The sequence below is a fragment of the Pseudomonas acericola (SeqCode) genome (assembly GCF_053456465.1).
Genome location: NZ_JBRFJB010000006.1, coordinates 125,751 through 146,317, shown reverse-complemented (window position 1 = coordinate 146,317; position 20,567 = coordinate 125,751). Strand labels below are relative to the sequence as shown.

Sequence of the window (20,567 nt, the reverse complement as noted above, 5' to 3'; positions counted from 1 at the left end):
CTGTATTGGGTCAAAATGTGGGAGCGGGCTTGCTCGCGAATGCGGTGGGTCAGTTGCTGAATAGGTGGCTGATACACCGCATTCGCGAGCAAGCCCGCTCCCACATTATTAATCGCATTCCAATTGCACTGTTTCAGTGAGCCCGGGTTACAGGCAAGATAAAGGCCTGCACGTCAGAACACAGGATGCTTACCGTGACCGAAGCTTTTGTTGTCGTTCAATCCGCCGAAGAAGCCGTGGACCGGCTGGCGGCTCTGCATGAGCGTGCTACCGGCGCACTCAACCAAGCCCTCAAGCAATACCTCAAGGACCGCGTCGAACCCGACGCCGAACAACGCGCGCTGTTTCGCTACCCGGAACTGCGCCTGACTTACCACTGCCACGGCGAAGTCCCACAGACTACCCGGGCGTACGCCAAGGTCCAGTTGCCGGGGACCTACAGTGTCACCGTCACCCATCCCGCCGCGTTCCGTAAGTATTTGCTGGAGCAACTGGTGCCGCTGATGCACGACTTCACCGTGACGGTGGAAGTGGGCGTCAGCCAGCAGAACATCCCGTACCCGTACGTGGTGGAGCAGGGCGACGAACTGGCCGGCTCCGGCGTGACCGCCGCGACCCTGGCCCGCGTGTTCCCGAGCACCGACCTGTCGGCCGCCACCGATGGCATCGCCGACGGCCTCTACGATTGGGAAAACACCGACCCGCTGCCCCTGGCGCTGTTCGATGCGGCCCGCGTGGACTTTTCCCTGCGCCGCCTGGTGCACTACACCGGCAGCGACTGGCGCCATGTGCAGCCGTGGATCCTGCTGACCAACTACCACCGCTACGTTGACCAGTTCATCGTGCATGGCCTGGAACAACTGCGCAGCGACCCGCGTTTTATCCGCATGGTGCTGCCGGGCAATGTGGTGATCGACAAGAGCATGGACCACGGCGAAGCGTCGGCAATTGCCGCGGGCGTGGTCTGGCACCGTTATCAGATGCCGGCCTATCACTTGCAGGCCAGCGACGGCCACGGCGTGACCCTGGTGAACATCGGCGTCGGCCCGTCCAACGCCAAGAACATCACCGATCACTTGGCTGTGCTGCGTCCGCATTGCTGGCTGATGATCGGCCACTGCGGCGGCCTGCGCCAATCCCAGACCATCGGCGACTACGTACTGGCCCACGCCTATATGCGCCGCGACGGGATTCTCGACCGGGTGGTGCCGCCGAACATCCCGATCCCGGCCCTGGCCGAAGTGCAGATGGCCTTGCAGCAAGCGGCCGCCAACGTCACCGGCGAAAAAGGCGAAGAGCTGAAAAAACGCCTGCGTACCGGCACCGTGCTGACTTACGACGACCGCAACTGGGAACTGCGCTGGGCCCAGGAACGGCCGCTGATCAACCTGTCCCGCGCCGTCGCAGTGGACATGGAAAGCGGCACCATCGCCGCCCAGGGTTATCGCTTGCGGGTGCCGTACGGCACGTTGTTGTGTGTCTCGGACAAGCCGCTGCACAGCGAGATCAAGCTGCCGGGTTCGGCCAACGCGTTCTATGAGCGTGCGGTGAGCCAGCACTTGAAGATCGGCATCGAGGCGGTGGATCTGCTGCGCACCGAACTCAACTCGCTGCACTCGCGCAAACTGCGCAGCTTCGACGAGCCGCCGTTCCGCTAAGCGGTTGGGATGGTCATTTAACGGTCAGGCCACTAGCATTGTCGGTCCTGATCGTTAGATGTACCGAAGCCATGTCCCGTCCCACCCGTCCCGATTCGCGCCGCCCTGGCGTGAAACCCCCGTATTCCGCCGCGCGCCGCGTTGCCAAGGCACCGCCGGCCGAGCCGAAGCTGATCCTGTTCAATAAGCCATTCGACGTGCTGACCCAGTTCAGCGACGAAGGCGGGCGCGCGACCCTCAAGGATTTTATCGACATCCCCGGCATCTACCCGGCGGGCCGCCTCGACCGTGACAGCGAAGGTTTGCTGCTGCTGACCAACGATGGCCAGTTGCAGGCGCGGATTGCCGACCCCAAGCACAAGCTGGCGAAAACCTATTGGGTGCAGGTGGAAGGCGAACCGAGTGAAGAACAGCTGCAATGCCTGCGTGCCGGTGTGGAACTCAACGACGGCATGACCTTGCCCGCCGAAGCCCGGCAGTTGGCTGAGCCGGAGTTATGGCCGCGCAACCCGCCGGTACGCTTTCGCAAAAGCGTGCCCACGTCGTGGCTGGAATTGGTGATTCGGGAAGGGCGCAACCGCCAGGTTCGGCGTATGACGGCAGCGGTGGGCTTGCCCACTTTGCGCCTGGTGCGTGTGCGAATTGGCGACTGGACGATCGACGGCCTGGACCAGGGCCAGTGGAAGGAAGTGCCGGCGCGCCTATAGGGCGCCGGACTCGATCAGGCCGATCACCACGCTCTTGATGATGAACGCGGCCACGCCCAGGCCCAGTACGAAGAACAGGATAAACGAGCCAAAGCGCCCGGCCTTGGACTTCTTCGCCAGGTCCCAGACGATAAAGCCCATGAAAATGATCAGGATGGTGACCAGGCCGGTCATCATCCATTCTTCGAAGAGGGCGGGGTCGATGTTGTTCATGGGGTATTTTTCCGACAATACAGGCGGGAAGTATACGGCAGCGCTAAAGACACAACATTGACCTGAGTCGGTCGCGGTCAATGTGGGAGCTGGCTTGTGTGGGAGCTGGCTTGCCTGCGATAGCATCACCTCGGTGCAACTGAAAGACCGAGTCGCCTGCATCGCAGGCAAGCCAGCTCCCACATTTGATCTCTATTGATCTTAAGTGCGCAGGTGGGTCAGGGGGAGTTCGGTGCTGTTGAGTACCTGGTTCAGTACAAAACTCGACCGCACACTGGTCACACCATCGATACGCGTCAGATGCCCCAGCAGCAATTTCTGATAGTGATCCATATCCGGCACCACCACCTTCAACTGATAGTCAGCATCCATCCCGGTGACCAAGCTGCATTCCAGCACCTGGGGCAGGGTGCGAATCGCCGCCTCGAAGTTCTCGAAACGCTCCGGTGTATGTCGGTCCATGCCGATCAGCACATAGGCGGTGAGGCTCAGGCCCAGCATCTTGCGGTCGAGCAGGGCGACCTGGCGCGCGATGTAGCCGTCGTCTTCCAACTGCTTGACCCGGCGCGAGCACGGCGATGGCGACAAGCCGATGCGTTCGGCCAACTCCTGGTTGGAGATCCGCGCGTCACGCTGCAATTCCGCCAAAATACTCAGGTCGTATCGGTCAAGCTTGCTCATTGGGTTGGCCTTTGTCGTAACTATTGCGGCGAATTATCTATGAAGGGTTAAAAATTGCGCAAGCACTGTTTATTGACGCAATCTTCGCAATCATCTGCCGGGCGCTGGCGGGTATCTTTATCAACAGAATCACCGCCTGGACAACAGTCCACAGCAGCGCGCCCAATCAGGCCCGCTGCGGCCGCCGCCCCAGTAGGGTTGAGCCGGCCTCCAGGCTGCACACTGTCCACAAGACGGCGTGAGGTGAGCCAACGTCAAAAGCGTTGAGCACGGACGAAGTTCTCAAGGGGTGGCCGACGGGTCACCCCTTTCTTTTTGCCTGCGAAAATGTTTCTCGTGACTGATAACCTGTCCGAGAACCGGGCCATGCTTTTCCAGTCTCATGGATAGGCCCTAATCCGCAGTGAGGAATAGCATGAAGCGCATCTGGCGTTTGACAGGTGTAGGTTTGCTGATGGCCGCCGTTGGCGCGCAAGCATTGGCCGACGAGCGTGATAACACACCACGCCCTGAAGGCGCGGGTCAGCATGAGCGCGGCCAGGGCGGGGGTCGACAGCAGGGCAATGAACAACCACGCCCGCAGAACAACGCGCCACGGCCGGAAAACAACCAGCCACGGCCAGAGAACAATCAGCCTCGCCCGCAGAATCAGCATTTCGAACAGCGCGGTGGCCAGAACGACCATTGGCAAGGTCGCCAGCCGGGCAATGAGCCGAGTCGGCCCGTGCAACCGCAGCCGTCGAACAACCTGCCGATCCAGAGCCGCCCCGACACCGTGCGCCAGACCCAGGAACCGCGCCAGGGTTACTACCGCGACATCCCCCGCCGCAACGACGGCAACCAACATTGGGAAGCCGGCGGCCCCGGCTCGCGCCCAGGCAACAATGGCGGCGGCTACAACAATAACCGCCCTGGCGACAACCGCTGGCCAGGCCGCCCCGACGGGCACGGCAATGGCTGGGGCCCCGGCCCGCAGCATCGCCCTGGGTACGTGATCGACCGCTTTCCCGACCGCAACTACCGCGTGCCTTACCGTGGCCAGGACTACTTCTTCTCCGGTGGCTACTGGTATCGCCCGCAGGGCCCGCGTTATGTGGTGGTGACGCCACCGTACGGCATCCGCGTGCAATACCTGCCGGACTACGCGCGGGAAGTGTGGATGGGCAGCGCGCTGTTCTTCCTCGCCGCCGGTGCCTATTACACCTACGAAAGCAGCTCCCAGCAGTACGTGGTGGTGCAACCGCCCACGCAAGTGCCCGCGCCACAGCCGGCGCCGCAGGGTAATGGCTATGACGTGGTGGCCTATCCCGCCAACGGCCAGTCACCGGCCCAGGTGCAGCAGGACGGTTATGACTGTTATCGCTGGGCTGTGCAGCAAAGCGGCTTCGACCCGCAACAAGTCACCTACGCCCCCGACCCGGCGGTGGTGCAAACCTACCGCCAGGCCCAGGGCAACTGCCTGAGCAGCCGTGGGTATCAGGTGGAATATTAAGCAGCAGCAAGCGGCAAGTTTTTAGCTTCAAGCTTGAGGCTTGTAACTTGCCGCTTGTGGCTGATCCACAGGATCCGCATGCACCAGCACTTCGGCACGCGGGTAGGCGTTATGGATCGCGTCGGCGGCCTGGTCGCTGATGGCGTGGGCCACGGATAACGTCAATTCCCCCGGCAGTTCCAGGTGCAACTGCACAAACCAGTGGTTGCCCGAGATGCGCGTGCGCAAATCATGGGCGCCGAGCACGCCCGGTACGCTGCGGGCCAGTTCCAGCATGTGCTGGCTGACGTCTGCTGGCAGCTCTTCATCCATCAACACCGCAAAGCTTTCCCGGGCGATTTGGATCGCACTCCACAAAATGTAGGCGGCAATGCCCAGGCCGAACCACGCGTCCACCTGATGAAAACCCAGGCCTGCAATTACCAGCGCCACCAGAATGCTGCCGTTGAGCAGCAAGTCCGAGCGGTAGTGCAGCGAGTCGGCCCGCACCGCATTCGAGCCGGTTTCGCGCACCACCCGGTGTTGCAGCATCAGCAACGCCACCGTCAGCACCAGCGAAAAAATGATCACGCCAATGCTCAGCCACGGCGCGCCGACCGGCTCCGGGTGTTGCAAGCGTTCATAAGCTTGCAGCGCGATCAACACCGCACTCCCGCCGATAAACAGGGCCTGGGCCATGCCCGCCAGTGACTCCGCCTTGCCGTGGCCATAACGGTGATCGTCATCGGCCGGGCGCAGGGCGTAATGCACGGCGATTAGATTCAGCAGCGAGGTGACGCCGTCCAGCAGCGAGTCGGTCAACCCGGCGAGCATGCTCACCGAGCCGCTGAGCCACCAGGCGATGGCCTTGGTGATAATCAGCGCACAGGCCACTCCGACCGACGCGCGGGTGGCCAGGCGCAGGAGCCTGGCGTGTTCAGGGCTGCTGGTCATAGGCGGGTCGAATCCTTAGGCGGCGGGTTGCAGGCCGAGGGAGGCGAGTTGTTGCACGCTGCCCTTGAACTGGATCATGCGCGGGTCGTCCAGCGGCAGGGTGTGGCCGGTTTCTTTCTGGATGATGGTTTGCAGCTTGGCGTTATCAACCTTGCCGTCGGCGCCGATGGCTTCGTGGAGTTTCTCGGGCGCGACTTGCGCGGTCTTGCCCGGTTCGAAGTAGATCGCGCCGGTGGCGAAGTCCACGCCGAAGGCAATCAGGCCAGGGATTACGTAGAACAGCAGGCCCACGGCGTCGAGCACGGCAATCGTCGGGTCGATCTTGCCGTCGATCTGGCCACGGCGATCCGGGTAGAAGATCGAACCGCAGGCCGTCAATTGGCTCAGCAGGGTGACGGCGAGGACACCGCCGATGACACGGGAAGCGATACGCATGGGGAATCTCCTGAAAACGATTGATACGGGACTATAAGCGACGAAGATCCAATGTGGGAGCAGGCAAGCCAGCTCCCACCTTTGATTGCATTCACAATCGAAGTGGGCGGCGCTTCTGAGACCAGCACCGGCACTCGGCCGTTCGCCGTTATACTCGCCGCTCTGCTTTGGAGCCAGTATGAATTCGTTGCCGATCGATGATGTTTTACCCGCCCTGCGTGACGCCTTGGCGAATCGCCATGAAGCCGTGCTGGAAGCGCCGCCCGGCGCCGGTAAAACCACCCGCGTGCCGTTGGCGTTGTTGAATGAGCCGTGGCTGGCCGGGCAAACCATCCTGATGCTCGAACCCCGCCGCCTCGCCGCCCGCGCCGCCGCGGAACGGCTGGCCAGTGAGCTGGGGGAAAAGGTCGGCGAAACCGTCGGCTATCGCATCCGTCTCGACAGCAAGGTCGGGCCGAATACGCGCATTGAAGTAGTCACCGAAGGCATCCTCACCCGCCGCTTGCAGGACGACCCGGCGCTGGACGGCGTGGGCTTGCTGATCTTCGACGAGTTCCACGAACGCAGCCTCGACGCCGACCTCGCGCTGGCCCTGAGCCTCAACGGCCGCGACCTGTTTCGCGATGAGCAACCGCTGAAAATCCTGCTGATGTCCGCCACCCTTGAGGGCGAGCGCCTGTCCGGCTTGCTCGACGACGCGCCGATCCTGCGCAGTGAAGGGCGCATGTTCCCGGTGCAGATGCGTTGGGGGCGGCCGTACCAGGCGGGGGAATTTATCGAGCCGCGCCTGGTGCAGACCATCCTTGAAGCCTTGCACGATGAGACGGGCAGCGTGCTGGTTTTCCTACCCGGCCAGGCGGAGATTCGCCGGGTCAACCAGCAACTGGCTGACGCCCTCGGTGAACGCACCGATGTGCTGCTCTGCCCGCTGCACGGCGAGCTCGACCTCAACGCCCAACGCGCCGCCATCGACCCCGCGCCCGCCGGCAAACGCAAAGTGGTGCTGGCCACCAACATCGCCGAGACCAGCCTGACCATCAACGGCGTGCGCGTAGTGATCGATGCCGGGCTGGCGCGGGTGCCGCGTTTCGACCCCGGCAGCGGCATGACCCGCCTCGACACCCAGCGCATCTCCCGCGCCAGCGCGACCCAGCGTGCCGGCCGGGCCGGGCGCTTGGAGCCGGGGGTGTGTTACCGGTTGTGGTCCGAAGACCAACATGAAGGCCTCGCTGCGTATGGCAGCGCGGAAATCCTCGCCGCCGACCTTGCCGGCCTGGCCTTGCAACTGGCGCGCTGGGGCGTCACGCCCTCGCAACTGGTGTGGCTGGATGTGCCGCCCACCGCCGCGTATGCCCAGGCGCAGGATTTGCTGGTGCGGCTTGGCGCCTTGAGTGACGACAAGCTCATCGCCCACGGCCAGAAAATGGCCGAGCTGCCGGCCCATCCACGCATCGCTCATTTGCTGTTGCGCGGGCAGGATCTGGGGCTGGCGACCACCGCATGTGATGTCGCGGCGCTGTTGGGTGAGCGCGACATCTTGCGCGGCGGCGGGGCGGATTTGCACAGTCGCCTGGCGCTGCTGTCCGGCGAAGAGCGCGCCCGTGGAACCCAAGGCGGCGTGCAGCGGGCCAAGCAATTGGCGCGGCAATACCGTGGCTATCTACGAGGCAAGGCCACGCAACCGGTGGCCGACCCCGATCACCCGCGCTGGCTCGGCGCCTTGCTGGCGTTGGCCTACCCGGATCGCGTCGCCCAGCAACGTCGCCCCGGTGGCGCCGAGTATCGCCTGGCCAATGGCCGTGCGGCGTTGTTCGCCGAAGCCGACAGCCTGATGAAACAAGCGTGGCTGGTGATTGCCGACCTCGGCAGCCGCCAGGGCCAGCGTGAGGAACGCATCTACCTCGCGGCGGACTTTGATCCGGCGCTGTTCGACACGGTGCTTGCCGAGCAGGTGCGCAACGTCGATCAACTCGACTGGGACGAGCGCGAAGGCGTGCTGCGCGCCGAACGCCAGCGCAAGGTCGGCGAACTGGTACTGAGCCGCGAACCGCTCACCGGCCTCGACGAAGCCGCGCGCAGTCAGGCGCTGGTCAACCTGGTGCGGCGCAAAGGCCTGGAATTGCTGCCGTGGACACCCGAGCTGCGCCAATGGCAGGCCCGCGTCATGCTGCTGCGCCACCTCGACGCCGGCAAAACCAGCGAATGGCCCGACATCAGCGACACCGCCTTGCTCGCCGGTCTCGAACACTGGCTGATGCCTTACCTGGGCAAAGTCTCGCGTCTGAGCCATTTCGCCAACCTGGATATCTCCAGCTTCCTGCACAACCTGTTGCCCTGGCCGCTGCCCCAGCGCCTCGACGAACTGGCGCCGCAGAATGTGAAAGTGCCATCGGGCTCATCGGTGCGTTTGGACTACAGCGAACAGCCGCCGATCCTGGCGGTGCGCCTGCAGGAATTATTCGGGCTGGCGGATACGCCGCGTATTGCCGGCGGGCGCCAGGTGGTCAAGTTGCACTTGCTGTCCCCCGCGCGGCGGCCGGTGCAGGTGACGCAGGATCTGGCGAACTTCTGGCGCAGTACCTACGCCGAGGTGAAGAAGGATCTGAAGGGGCGGTACCCGAAGCATTATTGGCCGGATGATCCGCTGGTGGCCGAAGCGACGGCCAGGATCAAACCCCGAAAGCCGTAACGATGAAGATCAAATGTGGGAGCTGGCTTGCCTGCGATAGCGGTGTATCAGTGACATAGTTTCAGCTGACCCACCGCTATCGCAGGCAAGCCAGCTCCCACACAAGCCAGCTCCGACTGCACGTTATTGCGCGGCAGGTAGCAGAAACCGCGCAATCACCGGTAAATGGTTGGAAATACGCAACGTATCCTCCTGCCGCACCTTGGCCTCCACCCGTTTGATCCTAGGGCTGTAGAACAGATAATCCAGGGTACGATCCGGGCCATCGATGCTCGGATCATTGGGAAAATTCGTCAGCCATTTCTCCCGGTCAATGCCACTGGATTGGCTGTTGCTCGGGATCATCGGGTATTTGTCCCACAGCAGATGCAGTTCGCTGTCCGGCGAATACTGCCCGCGTTTAGCCGCATCCAGGCGTAGGAATTGCCCCAGGGGTAGCAGGTTGAAATCCCCGCCGATCAACCAGGGTGTGCCCCGGCCTTCGAATTTATCCAGCAGCTTGAGCGTGGCTTGCACTTGCGCCTGCACCGCACTGCGCCCAGGCGCGTTGCCGTCCAGGCGGGTGTTGAGCACGGCCAGTTGACCGCCGTCGCTCAGCGGCAGGTAAGTCAGCAGCAGGGCCGGCTTGGGTTGGAACTGGCGGCTGAGGATATTGGCCTCGGGCGCAGGCAATTGCAGGCGCTCGGCGTGTTCGATCTGGTAGCGGCTGAGGGTCGCCAGCTTGCGGCCGACGCTGCCGAAAATGTGGCGGTCGGGAACGAAGTCGGCTTTCCAGTCGAAGGCCTGGGCGCTGCACGGGTAGAGGTCGACCAGGCGCTCTTGCAACAAGGCAAGCTGGTCTTGGTAGTGGGAGGTTTTGGCGTTTTCGTCGAGTTCCTGCAACAGCAGGAGGTCGGGCTGTTCGTCGCGGATCACCCGGGCCACTTCGTCGAGGCTGAAGGCCATGTCTTCGACGGTGGGGCGTTCGTCGGGGCCGCTGCCGTCGGCGGTGTCGTACCAGAACACGTAGTTCTTGCCGGCGAGGTACTGCACGTTCCAGGTCATGACCTTGAGCGCCTGCCCCGGCAGCAGGGTCGGCGCACGCGGTGCGACGCAGCTGACGGGCAGGGTTTCCTTGGGTTCGGGGCGCCAGGTCAGGCTGTAGATCAGGGCGGTGAGCAGGCCTGCGCTGATCAGCAGGCCCAGCAGGGTGATGCGCAATAAACGGGTCATCGGCTCGGCTTATGGCGTTTCAGAGGTGGCACGGAGCATATCACCGCGCGTCGGCATCGCCACCGATCAACATGAATAAACGGAACAGCACCACGCTGGTGAACAGTTGCAGGAAGCTGTGGGCGCTGTCCATCACCAAACCCAGCAGCGGCGCGGGCGTCGGGTAGGCCGCGACACTGGCGCCCTTGAGCAGCCACAGCGGCGCCATCACGCTCAGCAGGCACACGAGAATGCGCCAGAAATGCCCACGGGTCAGGCGCAAGCTTTCCTTCATTGCCTCCAGCGCCGACATGCCGCGCAGCACCAGCAGGTATTCGGCAAACGCCAACACCACCATCAGCCACAGCCCTGGCAGGAAATACAGCGACAGCCCCAGCAGGATCAACAGCGTGCTCATGGCCGTCAGCAGGGCGAAGCGCGGCCACAGGGTCAGGGCCATGGCCCACACATCCTTGGTGCGCGGCGACTCGCCCCTTGTGCGGGCGTCGAGAAACAGGATCAGGGCGCCGGTGTACAGCGGGTACACCAGCAACCCCACCACCACGCTGTAGCCGGGGAACGCATCCGCGCCCAGCGTGTGGTCGAGTACCTGTTGCAGCAGGGCTTCGAGGATCACCAGCGGCAGGCACAACTGGACGATGGCGCCCAGGTTGCCGAGGGTGAAACGAAAGGAGTCGCGCAGCACGTCTAACGGATTCATCAAGTTCTTCGCAGGCCTGAAAGCAAGGGCAACACTTTAACCGATCGTGACCTTTGGGACGCAAACGTAAACCTTGCGTAAAGACCATTGAAACAACTCGTAACACCCCCATAACTAGATCGCACTCAGCCTGACGTCAGGCGAGGCCACGATTTTTACCGGCAATCTAACGAGGTCGCCATGAACAGCGAAGAGCAAACCCTGATCGATGGACTGTTTTCACGGTTGCAGCAAGCCGAAACGGACTCAGCCCCCCGCGACGCCCAGGCCGAAGCGCGGATCAAGGAGCACATGACGCGCCAACCGGCGGCCGGGTACTACATGACCCAGTCGATCCTGGTGCAGGAACATGCGCTCAAGAGCCTCGACGCGCAGAACAAGCAGCAGGCGCAACAGATCGAGCAGTTGCAGGAAGAGTTACAGCGCGCCAAAGCCCAAGCGGCCCCCGCCGCAGCGCCGAGCAGCGGTGGCTTCCTGTCGAGCATCTTTGGTGGCGGCGGTTCCCGTGAGCAGCAACCGGCCCAGACCGCTGCGCCATCGTCGGGTGGCTGGCGTGAGCCGGCACGCCCGTCGTTCAGCCAGCCGCCTGCGCCGCAACAAAGTTATCAACAGCCTCCAGCTGCCGCGCCGGTGGGCAGTGGCTTCCTCGGCGGCGCAATGAAAACTGCGGCCGGTGTGGCCGGTGGTGTGTTGCTGGCCGAAGGCATCAGCAGCCTGTTCCATCACAACCAGCAGCCGCAGGTGGTGGAGGAAATCATCGAACAACCGGCACCGGCCAGCGATCAAGGCGGCTGGGGCAATGACGACCAGAAGTTTGCCGGCAATGACAACTGGGGCAGCAACAACTCGGACAGCTTTGCCGACAGCGATTATTCCGACGATTCTTTCACCGATGGCGACGACGATTCCTTCGTCTGACCCTCCCAAGCCCGGCGCGCTTCGTCGCGCCGGGCTGATTTTTCTCGGAAACGCCCCCATGGCTGGCATACTGGCGCCTTTGCGGGCGTGCGCGCCCGGCATCCAAGTGGCTGTCATGGGGAAGTGCGGTGAAGAAAATTGCAGTGTTCGCCGATGTACAAAACCTCTACTACACCGTGCGCCAAGCGTATGGCTGCCACTTTAACTACGCCGCCCTGTGGGCTGACATCAGCTCGCGCGGGCAGATCGTCGAGGCGTACGCCTATGCCATCGACCGGGGCGACAGCAAGCAGCAGCAATTCCAGCAGATCCTGCGCAACCTGGGCTTCACGGTAAAACTCAAGCCGTACATCCAGCGCAGCGACGGCTCGGCCAAGGGCGACTGGGACGTGGGCATCACCCTCGACATCATGGACGCCGCCGACCACGTCGATGAAATCGTCCTGGCCTCCGGTGACGGTGATTTCGACATGCTGCTCGAACGCATCATCACCAAGCACGGCGTCGAAGCCGTGGCCTATGGTGTACCGGGGCTGACGGCCAATTCGCTGATACGCGCTGCCAGCCGCTACGTGCCGATCGAAGGCGCGCTGCTGCTCAAATAAATAGTTAGACGGAGTTGGAACAGGTTTGGAACGTATAGCGGTCATCGACTTTGAAACCACCGGCATCAGCCCCAGCAGCCAGTGCCGCGCCACGGAAATCGCCGTGGTCATCCTGGAGCGCGGCCAGATCGTGGACCGCTACCAGAGCCTGATGAAAACCGGCGTGCACGTGCCCGCGTTCATCGAACAACTCACCGGCATCAGCAACGCCATGCTGCGCAGCGCGCCACCGGCGGAGCGGGTGATGAACGAGGTCAATGAGTTCGTTGGCACTACGCCGTTGCTGGCGCATAACGCCGCCTTCGACCAGAAGTTCTGGGACTTTGAGCTGGGCTTGATCCGCCGCGCGCGGTTGCAGAAATTCGCCTGTTCGTTGCTGCTGGCGCGACGGCTGATGCCTTCGGCACCGAATCACAAGCTCGGCACGCTGAATGATTTTGCGCGGTTGCCTCATACCGGCAAGGCTCACCGGGCGATGGCGGATGCGGAGATGGCGGCGAACCTGACGGCGCATTTGGCGCAAGAGCTGCGCGGGACGCATGGCTTGCGCGAACTGTCCCACGACCTGCTGTGTAGCTTGCAGAAAGTCCCGGCGGCAAAGATCACCGAACACCTCAAGAAACATCGCGGGTTCTGACCCCACCACAGCCCCAAGAACACCACAGATCCAAATGTGGGAGCGGGTCGTTCATCGAGACTAACAGCGCTCAAGTCCGCTGTGAGGCAACTGACGCCATCGCGGGCAAGCCCGGCTCCCACAGTTGAATGCATTCCAACTGTGGGAGCTTGCTTGCCTGCGATGGCGGTGGTTCAACCACCACTTTTCCCATTGCCCTCCAACTGCGCCAACGGCACCCGCCGCTCTATCGCACTCGACAAGATGATCGAGGTCTTGCTGAACCCGAACTTCGCCACCCGGTTGATCAGGTTCTCCAGCTCCGGCATCGAACCCACCGCCGCTTGCATGATCACGCACGGATCACCCGTCACCCGATGGCATTCCGTCAGCTCGGGAATTTCCGCCAGGGCGTCGTAAACCTTCTGGCTGCCGTGGTTGGTCAACCGCAGTTCAATCACACACTGGATCGGCAAACCGACTTTGGACAGATCGACCTTGGCCTGATACCCCGTGATCACCCCGCTGGCCTCCAATTTGGCCACCCGTTCAGCCACGGCCGGTGCCGAGAGGTTCACCGTGCGTGCCAGTTGTGCGTAGGACGCACGGCCGTCTTCGAGCAGGGCGCTGAGGAGCATGCGGTCGTATTTGTCCATGATAAGGCTCCAGTCGCGCGTGGCTTTCGAAAGCATGGGTTATAGCCTTCATAACCATGCTTTGAAAAGTGTATGGGCGGTTTAAACAGGTTTTGTAACTTATGTTTAACGGCCTGCCTTTTTAGAATAAGCATCCGTTCTCCTGCCATAGAGCCACCCAATGCCTGGCCCAAGTCGCTTTCCCTTACCGTTGATCGCCGCCTTTTTTGCGTTGTATGTGATTTGGGGTTCCACCTACCTGGTGATCCGCATCGGCGTGGAGTACTGGCCGCCGCTGATGCTCGGCGGGATTCGCTTTTTTGCGGCGGGGGCGGTGATGTATGGCTATCTGCGCTGGCGCGGGGTGCCGGCGCCGACTTGGGAGCAGTGGAAGGCGTGCGCGAAGATCGGCATTTTGCTGCTGACCTTCGGCAACGGCGCGGTGACGCTGGCCGAGCATTCCGGCGTGTCGTCCGGGGTGGCCGCGCTGGCGGTGGCGACGGTGCCGTTGTTTACCTTGCTCTGTGGATATTTCTGGGGGGCACGTAATACCCGTCTGGAATGGGCGGGCGTGATTCTGGGGATCGCCGGCATTGCCATGCTCAACATGGGCAGCACCTTGCAATCGAGCCCGATGGGCGCCGCGTTGCTGCTGTTTGCCGCAGCGTCGTGGGCGTTCGGTTCGGTGTGGAGCCGACGCTTGCCGTTGCCCCAGGGCGCGATGGCCAGTGCGGCGGAGATGCTGGTGGCGGGCGTTACGCTGTTGATCGGCAGTGCGCTGACGGGTGAGCGCTTGCAAGCCATGCCGCCGCTGGAAGGCTGGCTGGCCCTGGCGTACCTCGCCGTGTTCGGTTCGATCATCGCCTTCAACGCCTATATGTACCTGCTCAAACACGTACGTCCGGCAGCGGCGACCAGTTACGCCTATGTGAACCCGGCGGTGGCGGTATTGCTCGGGATCGTATTCGTCGGCGAAACCATCGGCATGGAAGAAGCCCTGGCGATGCTGGTGATCATCAGTGCCGTCCTGCTGATCAGCCTGCCCCAGTGGCGCAAGCCCAAGCCCGAAATAAGGTAAACTGCGGCGCATTGCGTGCTTGCGCTGAATTTTCCTACGGTAACTACATGACTTTCGCCTCCCTTGGCCTGATCGAACCCTTGCTGCGCGCCCTTGAGACGCTTGGCTACCAGACCCCGACGCCGGTGCAGGCGCAAGCCATTCCGGCGGTGTTGGCTGGTCGCGACCTGATGGCCGCGGCCCAGACCGGCACCGGCAAGACCGCCGGTTTCGCCTTGCCGTTGCTGCAACTGCTGACCATGGAAGGGCCGAAAGTCGCCGCCAACTCGGCGCGTGCGCTGATCCTGTGCCCGACCCGCGAGCTGGCCGAGCAGGTCCACGCCAGCGTCGCTGAATACGCGCAAAACCTGCCGCTGACCACTTACGCGGTGTACGGCGGCGTGAGCATCAACCCGCAGATGATGAAGCTGCGCAAGGGCGTCGACATCCTGGTCGCCACCCCTGGCCGCCTGATCGACCTGTTCCGCCAGAACGCGCTGAAGCTTAATCAGCTGCAAACCCTGGTGCTGGACGAAGCCGACCGCATGCTCGACCTGGGCTTCTCCGAAGAGCTGGCGAACATCTACCGCATGCTGCCGAAAAAGCGCCAGACCTTGCTGTTCTCCGCGACCTTCTCCGATGACATCCGCCTGCTCGCCGGGCAGATGCTCAACGACCCGCTGAGCATCGAAGTCAGCCCGCGCAACGTCGCCGCCAACACCGTGAAGCAATGGGTGGTGCCGGTGGACAAGAAGCGCAAGCCGGAACTGTTTGTGCACCTGATGCGCAAGGGCCGTTGGAAGCAGGTGCTGGTGTTCGCCAAGACCCGTAACGGCGTGGACGCGCTGGTGGACAAGTTGCAGGGCCTGGGCATCAACGCCGACGGCATCCATGGCGACAAACCCCAAGCCACACGCCAACGTGCGCTGGACCGCTTCAAGTCGAGTGACGTGCAGATCCTCGTGGCCACCGACGTGGCGGCCCGTGGCCTGGATATCGAAGACCTGCCACTGGTGGTCAACTTCGACCTGCCGATCGTGGCGGAAGACTACATCCACCGCATTGGCCGTACCGGTCGTGCGGGCAACACCGGTGAGGCGATTTCCCTGGTGTGTGCCGATGAAGTAAACATGCTGTCGGCCATCGAGATGCTCACGCGTCAGACGTTGACCCGCAAGATGGAGCCGGACTTCGAACCGGAACACCGTGTGCCGGACACCGATGCCAGTGGGCAGGTGGTGAAGAAACCGAAAAAGCCGAAGAAACCTAAAACGTCCGGTGGTGGCGGCAAGCGCAACCTGGGCAAATGGGTGGACAGCGGGGAAGTGGCGCCGGCCGAGCCTTCGATCAAGCCGGTGCGCAAGGTGCCGGTGTTTAATACCGGGCCGCGTAAGAAGAAGTGATTTTGCGCTGTGGCTGATGGCCTCATCGCAGGCAAGCCAGCTCCCACATTTGACGGTGTTCACACATCAACATGTGGGGGCTGGCTTGCCTGCGATAGCGGTGCTGAATCCACCACAAATCTCAGCGCTTAAGCCACTCCACCATCCCCCGCCCAGCCGCTCGCCCGCTGGCAAAACACCCCGTCAACAAATACCCGCCCGTCGGCGCTTCCCAGTCCAGCATCTCCCCCGCACAAAACACCCCGGGCAATTGCTTGAGCATCAAGCGCTCATCCAGCGCTTCGAACGGCACGCCGCCCGCAGTGCTGATCGCTTCGTCCATCGGCCGGGCTTTTACCAGGGTCAGCGGCAGGGCTTTGATGGCGGCGGCCAGTTGCGCCGGGTCATTGAAGTGTTCAGCAGGCGCCAGCTCGCGCAACAACGCAGCCTTCACGCCATCCAGCCCCAACTGGCTGTGCAAGTGTTTGCTCATTGAGCGCGAACCACGGGGTTTGGCCAGTGCGGCTTGAATCTTGTCCACAGGCTTGCTCGGCAACAGGTCGATATGCACGGTGGCCGAACCGGTTTGGTTGATCGCCTCGCGTATCTGTGCCGACAGCGCGTAGATCAGGCTGCCCTCGATACCGGTGGCGGTAACCACGCACTCGCCGAGCCGAGGTTTGTCGTCACCCAAGCCGATGGCGACATTCTTCAACGGCGCGCCGGCGAATTTGCTGACCATCAATTCACTCCAGGCCGACACCTCGAAGCCACAGTTGCTGGGCTGCAGCGGCGCATTGCGCACGCCTTTGTCTTCCAGCAACTTGAGCCAGGTGCCGTCAGAGCCCAGGCGCGACCAACTGCCGCCGCCGAGGGCCAGCAGCACCGCATCGCTGTGGACAGTTTTTTCGCCGTCGGGACTGTGGATAAGTAAGTCACCGTCGGCGTTCCAGCCCGTCCAACGATGCCGGGTGTGGATAACCACGCCCTGATCCCGTAGACGCTTGAGCCAGGCGCGCAACAGGGGGGCGGCTTTCATGTCGGTAGGAAATACCCGGCCGGAGGTGCCGACGAAGGTTTCGATGCCCAGGCCATGTATCCATTCGCACAACGCTTCGGCACCAAACCCACGCAGCAACGGCGCCATCTGCGGTGCGCGTTCGGCATAGCGCGACAGGAACGCCGGGTAAGCCTCGGAATGGGTGATGTTCATGCCGCCCACACCGGCCAGCAGGAATTTTCGCCCCACCGACGGCATGCCGTCGTACAGGTCCACGCGCAGCCCCGCCTGGCTCAAGACTTCGGCGGCCATCAGCCCGGCAGGGCCGCCGCCGATGATGGTGACGTGTTGAGGTGGGGTCTGGGGCATGGCAAGGGCTACGGTCGAATAAACAGGGCGAGCATTCTACCCGACGAGAACGCAAACGACTGATCAAAAAGTGTACAGCTTCCTACAAGCCATACAGATACTGGCTCTCAGACCCTTACGCTCAACTTATCCACAGGCCGTTCCACAGGCATTGTGGGTAACGCTCACAGTTCAATGACAGCCTGATGACGTCCATACCCGTTGTGCGCTGTGGTGCAGGATGCCGTGGCGCCGGGCCAGGGCAGGGCGGTCTTTGCTGTAGCCGCCGCCGATCACGCCCATCACCGGGATGTCGCGGCCCAGGCAGTGGCGCATCACGCTTTCATCACGGGCGGCGACGCCTTGGTCTGTCAGCTTGAGGTAACCGAGGGCGTCGTCCTTGTGCACATCGACGCCGGCGTCGTACAGCACCAGGTCCGGCTGGTAGAGCGGCAGCAGGTAGTTGAGGGCGTCGTCCACCACCTTGAGGTAATCGGCGTCGCCCATGCCCATGGGCAGTGGGATGTCCCAGTCGCTTTGGGCCTTGCGTGCGGGGAAGTTTTTTTCACAGTGCAGCGACACGGTGATGGCGTCCGGCGTGTCGTGGAGGATGCGTGCGGTGCCATCGCCCTGGTGCACGTCGCAGTCGAAAATCAGCACGCGGTTGACCCGGCCGCTGGCCAGCAGGTAATGGCTGATCACCGCGAGGTCATTGAAGATGCAGAAGCCGGCCGGGTAATCGTAGTGGGCGTGGTGGGTACCGCCGGCGAGGTGGCAGGCCAGGCCATGTTCCAGCGCCTGTTCGGCGGCGAGGATGGAGCCGCCGACCGCGCGCACGGTGCGCCGGGCCAGGGCTTCGTTCCACGGCAGGCCGAGGCGGCGCTGGTCTTCGCGGGACAATTCGCCGCCCATGTAGCGTTCGATGTAGCCGGGATCATGGGCCAGGGCGAGGATCTCGGGTGGGCATAGTGGCGGGCGCAGCAGTTGGCTGTCCTCGGTCAACCCGCTGGACACGAGGTGGTCACGCAACAGGCGGAACTTGTCCATGGGGAAGCGGTGGTCCGCCGGGAACTCGGGGCTGTAGTCATCGTGGTAGATCAGTGGCAAAGGCATGGGATTTTCTGATGGGAACCTGCGACGGATCTTACCCGCGTTGTACACTCACGCACATGGCAAGGGAGGGGACCCATGGAGCCGATACTCGAACTGGAAAGCGCAAGGCTGGTGCTGCGCCAATGGCGCGACAGCGACCTGCCGGAGTTTGCGCGCATGTGCGCCGACGACCAGGTGATGCGCTACTTCCCGGCCAAGTTGAGCCACCTGGAAAGCGCCGCGCTGATCGGGCGGATTCGCGGCCACTTCGCCGAATACGGCTTTGGCCTGTGGGCCTTGCAGCGCAAGGATACAGGCGAATTCATCGGCCTTACCGGGCTGCTGAATGTCGGCTTTGACGCGGCGTTCGCCCCGGCGGTCGAGATCGGCTGGCGCCTGGCCCGCGAGCATTGGGGCCTGGGTTACGCGAGCGAGGCGGCCTGGACCGCATTACGCGCGGGATTTGATCGCTTGCAACTGGATGAAATCGTCGCCTTCACCACCGAAGCCAACATGCCATCACAAAAAGTCATGCAGGCCATCGGTATGCATTACGATCCCCAGGCAGATTTTGCACACCCCAAGGTCGCAGCCGATGACCCGCTGCGCCATCATGTGTTGTACCGCATCACCCGCGCCCAATGGTTGGACACGCTGCACGGATAAGCAGCCCGGAATGCCCTATAGATTTTAGGAGTTGCTCTATGAGCCAAGTATTGGAAGATCTGGTGGACCTGCTGACCCTGGAGCCGATCGAGGAAAACCTCTTTCGCGGCCGCAGCCAGGACCTGGGTTTTCGCCAACTGTTCGGCGGCCAAGTGCTCGGCCAGTCGCTGTCGGCCGCCAGCCAGACCGTAGAAGAAGCGCGGCACGTGCATTCCCTGCATGGTTATTTCCTGCGCCCCGGCGATGCAAAATTGCCGGTGGTGTATTCGGTGGACCGCGTGCGTGATGGCGGCAGCTTCAGCACGCGCCGCGTCACCGCGATCCAGAAGGGCCACCCGATCTTCACCTGCAGCGCCTCGTTCCAGTACGACGAAGAAGGCTTTTCGCACCAGAGCACCATGCCCGTGGTGGTCGGCCCCGAAAACCTGCCGTCGGAGCTGGAGCTGACCCAGCAGCGCGCGCACCTGATCCCCGAGCACATGCGCGACAAGCTGCTGTGCCCCAAGCCCATCGAAGTGCGCCCGGTCACCGAAAAAGACCCGTTCAACCCGCAGCCCTCCGACCCGGTCAAGTACGTGTGGTTTCGTGCCGATGGCGCCTTGGCCGACACGCCTGCGCTGCATAAATACCTGCTGGCCTACGCGTCGGATTTCGGCCTGCTGACCACCTCGCTGCTGCCCCACGGCAAGACCGTATGGCAGAAAGACATGCAGGTCGCCAGCCTCGACCACGCGCTGTGGTTCCACGCTGACCTGCGCGCGGACGACTGGTTGCTCTACGCCATGGACAGCCCATGGGCCGGCAATTCCCGTGGGTTCTCCCGGGGCAGCGTGTACAACCGCGCCGGGCAACTGGTGGCTTCGGTGACCCAGGAAGGCTTGATCCGCCATCGCAAGGATTGGGCATGAGCCTGTCAGACGTTAAACATTGGGTGTTCGACATGGACGGCACCCTCACGGTGGCCGTGCATGACTTTGCGGCGATTCGCGAGGCGCTGGAGATTCCACCCGAGGATGACATCCTGTCCCACCTGGCGGCGTTGCCCAAGGATGTCGCGGCGGCCAAGCATGCGTGGTTACTGGAGCATGAGCGCGAGCTGGCGTTGGGGTCGGTGGCCGCCGCAGGCGCCGTGGAGTTGGTGCGCGAGCTTGCCGGGCGCGGTTATCGCCTGGGCATCCTGACCCGCAACGCGCGGGAATTGGCACACATCACCCTGCAGGCGATTGGCCTGGCGGACTGCTTTGCCGTCGATGATGTGCTGGGGCGTGATGATGCCAAGCCGAAGCCGGACCCGGATGGGTTGTTGAAGCTGGCGGCGGCGTGGGATGTGGCGCCGGGCGAGATGGTGATGGTGGGGGATTACCGCTTTGACCTGGATTGCGGCCGGGCGGCGGGGACGCGCACGGTGTTGGTCAATTTGCCGGAGAACCCGTGGCCGGCGTTGGTGGATTGGCATGCTGAGGATTGCTCGGTGTTGCGTCGGATGATCTAACCCTAACAATGGAGATCAACTGTGGAAGCTGGCTTG

Annotated in this window: 21 protein-coding genes; 12 read left to right on the top strand and 9 right to left on the bottom strand. The window is 62.8% G+C overall.

Annotated features, from left to right (window positions below; translation table 11 throughout):
- The first annotated feature begins 185 nt into the window (after positions 1-185).
- Positions 186-1,658, top strand: coding sequence for an AMP nucleosidase (gene amn / locus ACU688_RS21930; protein ID WP_448186381.1), 1,473 nt, complete (start codon positions 186-188; stop codon positions 1,656-1,658).
- Between the two features lie 71 nt (positions 1,659-1,729).
- Positions 1,730-2,365, top strand: a complete 636-nt coding sequence (locus ACU688_RS21925; RefSeq protein WP_448186380.1) for a pseudouridine synthase — start codon at positions 1,730-1,732, stop codon at positions 2,363-2,365.
- On the opposite strand, the gene ACU688_RS21920 is transcribed toward ACU688_RS21925, so the two are convergent.
- Both ACU688_RS21920 and ACU688_RS21915 read right to left on the bottom strand, forming a co-directional pair.
- Positions 2,360-2,569, bottom strand: a complete 210-nt coding sequence (locus ACU688_RS21920) for a DUF2788 domain-containing protein (RefSeq protein WP_025999909.1) — start codon at positions 2,567-2,569, stop codon at positions 2,360-2,362. The two genes, ACU688_RS21925 and ACU688_RS21920, sit on opposite strands and share 6 nt — an antisense overlap.
- A gap of 210 nt (positions 2,570-2,779) precedes the next feature.
- Entirely contained in the window at positions 2,780-3,259 is a 480-nt protein-coding gene (locus tag ACU688_RS21915) for an Lrp/AsnC family transcriptional regulator (RefSeq protein WP_017735654.1), read from the bottom strand.
- Between the two features lie 415 nt (positions 3,260-3,674).
- Between ACU688_RS21915 and ACU688_RS21910 the strand changes: the two genes are divergently transcribed.
- Positions 3,675-4,751, top strand: a complete 1,077-nt coding sequence (locus ACU688_RS21910; protein WP_448186379.1) for a DUF6515 family protein — start codon at positions 3,675-3,677, stop codon at positions 4,749-4,751.
- A 27-nt stretch (positions 4,752-4,778) separates the two neighbouring features.
- Here the strand turns inward: ACU688_RS21910 and ACU688_RS21905 are convergent, their stop codons facing one another.
- Both ACU688_RS21905 and ACU688_RS21900 read right to left on the bottom strand, forming a co-directional pair.
- On the bottom strand, positions 4,779-5,684 hold the full coding sequence (locus tag ACU688_RS21905) for a cation diffusion facilitator family transporter (protein WP_448186378.1): 906 nt from the start codon (positions 5,682-5,684) through the stop codon (positions 4,779-4,781).
- A 15-nt stretch (positions 5,685-5,699) separates the two neighbouring features.
- On the bottom strand, positions 5,700-6,119 hold the full coding sequence (locus tag ACU688_RS21900) for a polyribonucleotide nucleotidyltransferase (RefSeq protein ID WP_257783960.1): 420 nt from the start codon (positions 6,117-6,119) through the stop codon (positions 5,700-5,702).
- Between the two features lie 178 nt (positions 6,120-6,297).
- On the opposite strand from ACU688_RS21900, the gene hrpB reads away from it, so the two are divergent.
- Positions 6,298-8,808, top strand: a complete 2,511-nt coding sequence (gene hrpB / locus ACU688_RS21895; RefSeq protein ID WP_448186377.1) for an ATP-dependent helicase HrpB — start codon at positions 6,298-6,300, stop codon at positions 8,806-8,808.
- Between the two features lie 123 nt (positions 8,809-8,931).
- Here the strand turns inward: hrpB and ACU688_RS21890 are convergent, their stop codons facing one another.
- Positions 8,932-10,020 carry an endonuclease/exonuclease/phosphatase family protein gene (locus ACU688_RS21890; RefSeq protein ID WP_448186376.1) on the bottom strand — a complete coding sequence of 363 codons (1,089 nt, stop codon included), beginning with the start codon at positions 10,018-10,020 and terminating at the stop codon, positions 8,932-8,934.
- A gap of 40 nt (positions 10,021-10,060) precedes the next feature.
- Positions 10,061-10,720, bottom strand: coding sequence for a DUF7847 domain-containing protein (locus ACU688_RS21885; RefSeq protein WP_124527832.1), 660 nt, complete (start codon positions 10,718-10,720; stop codon positions 10,061-10,063).
- A gap of 180 nt (positions 10,721-10,900) precedes the next feature.
- On the opposite strand from ACU688_RS21885, the gene ACU688_RS21880 reads away from it, so the two are divergent.
- The 3 genes from ACU688_RS21880 to ACU688_RS21870 all read left to right on the top strand — a co-directional run bounded on the left by ACU688_RS21880 (position 10,901) and on the right by ACU688_RS21870 (position 12,880).
- On the top strand, positions 10,901-11,638 hold the full coding sequence (locus ACU688_RS21880) for a DUF2076 domain-containing protein (protein ID WP_448186375.1): 738 nt from the start codon (positions 10,901-10,903) through the stop codon (positions 11,636-11,638).
- 128 nt (positions 11,639-11,766) lie between these two features.
- On the top strand, positions 11,767-12,243 hold the full coding sequence (locus ACU688_RS21875) for a LabA-like NYN domain-containing protein (RefSeq protein WP_448186374.1): 477 nt from the start codon (positions 11,767-11,769) through the stop codon (positions 12,241-12,243).
- Between the two features lie 25 nt (positions 12,244-12,268).
- A complete protein-coding gene (locus ACU688_RS21870) occupies positions 12,269-12,880 on the top strand; it encodes a 3'-5' exonuclease (protein ID WP_448186373.1) in 612 nt (203 codons plus the stop codon).
- Between the two features lie 173 nt (positions 12,881-13,053).
- Here the strand turns inward: ACU688_RS21870 and ACU688_RS21865 are convergent, their stop codons facing one another.
- Positions 13,054-13,515 carry an Lrp/AsnC family transcriptional regulator gene (locus ACU688_RS21865; protein ID WP_448186372.1) on the bottom strand — a complete coding sequence of 154 codons (462 nt, stop codon included), beginning with the start codon at positions 13,513-13,515 and terminating at the stop codon, positions 13,054-13,056.
- Between the two features lie 160 nt (positions 13,516-13,675).
- On the opposite strand from ACU688_RS21865, the gene yedA reads away from it, so the two are divergent.
- Together yedA and rhlE1 are read left to right on the top strand one after the other, a co-directional pair.
- On the top strand, positions 13,676-14,572 hold the full coding sequence (yedA, locus tag ACU688_RS21860; protein ID WP_448186371.1) for a drug/metabolite exporter YedA: 897 nt from the start codon (positions 13,676-13,678) through the stop codon (positions 14,570-14,572).
- 47 nt (positions 14,573-14,619) lie between these two features.
- Positions 14,620-15,954 (top strand): RNA helicase RhlE1, encoded by a 1,335-nt coding sequence (rhlE1, locus tag ACU688_RS21855; protein WP_448186370.1) that lies wholly within the window; start codon positions 14,620-14,622, stop codon positions 15,952-15,954.
- Between the two features lie 121 nt (positions 15,955-16,075).
- Here rhlE1 and ACU688_RS21850 read toward each other — a convergent pair whose 3' ends face one another.
- Both ACU688_RS21850 and ACU688_RS21845 read right to left on the bottom strand, forming a co-directional pair.
- Positions 16,076-17,302, bottom strand: a complete 1,227-nt coding sequence (locus ACU688_RS21850) for a TIGR03862 family flavoprotein (RefSeq protein ID WP_448186369.1) — start codon at positions 17,300-17,302, stop codon at positions 16,076-16,078.
- Between the two features lie 171 nt (positions 17,303-17,473).
- The gene (locus tag ACU688_RS21845) at positions 17,474-18,394 is read right to left on the bottom strand and encodes a histone deacetylase family protein (protein ID WP_448186368.1); all 921 of its coding nucleotides are present in this window, start codon (positions 18,392-18,394) and stop codon (positions 17,474-17,476) included.
- A 75-nt stretch (positions 18,395-18,469) separates the two neighbouring features.
- Between ACU688_RS21845 and ACU688_RS21840 the strand changes: the two genes are divergently transcribed.
- Genes ACU688_RS21840 through ACU688_RS21830 form a run of 3 tightly spaced genes read left to right on the top strand, consistent with a single transcriptional unit; the run spans position 18,470 to position 20,531 of the window.
- Complete coding sequence (locus ACU688_RS21840; protein ID WP_448186367.1) at positions 18,470-19,039, top strand: GNAT family N-acetyltransferase; 570 nt, start codon at positions 18,470-18,472, stop codon at positions 19,037-19,039.
- Positions 19,040-19,077: 38 nt separating this feature from the next.
- The gene (gene tesB / locus ACU688_RS21835; RefSeq protein WP_017737391.1) at positions 19,078-19,947 is read left to right on the top strand and encodes an acyl-CoA thioesterase II; all 870 of its coding nucleotides are present in this window, start codon (positions 19,078-19,080) and stop codon (positions 19,945-19,947) included.
- On the top strand, positions 19,944-20,531 hold the full coding sequence (locus tag ACU688_RS21830; RefSeq protein WP_448186366.1) for an HAD family hydrolase: 588 nt from the start codon (positions 19,944-19,946) through the stop codon (positions 20,529-20,531). The genes tesB and ACU688_RS21830 overlap by 4 nt, the downstream gene beginning before the upstream one ends.
- Positions 20,532-20,567: the final 36 nt, after the last annotated feature.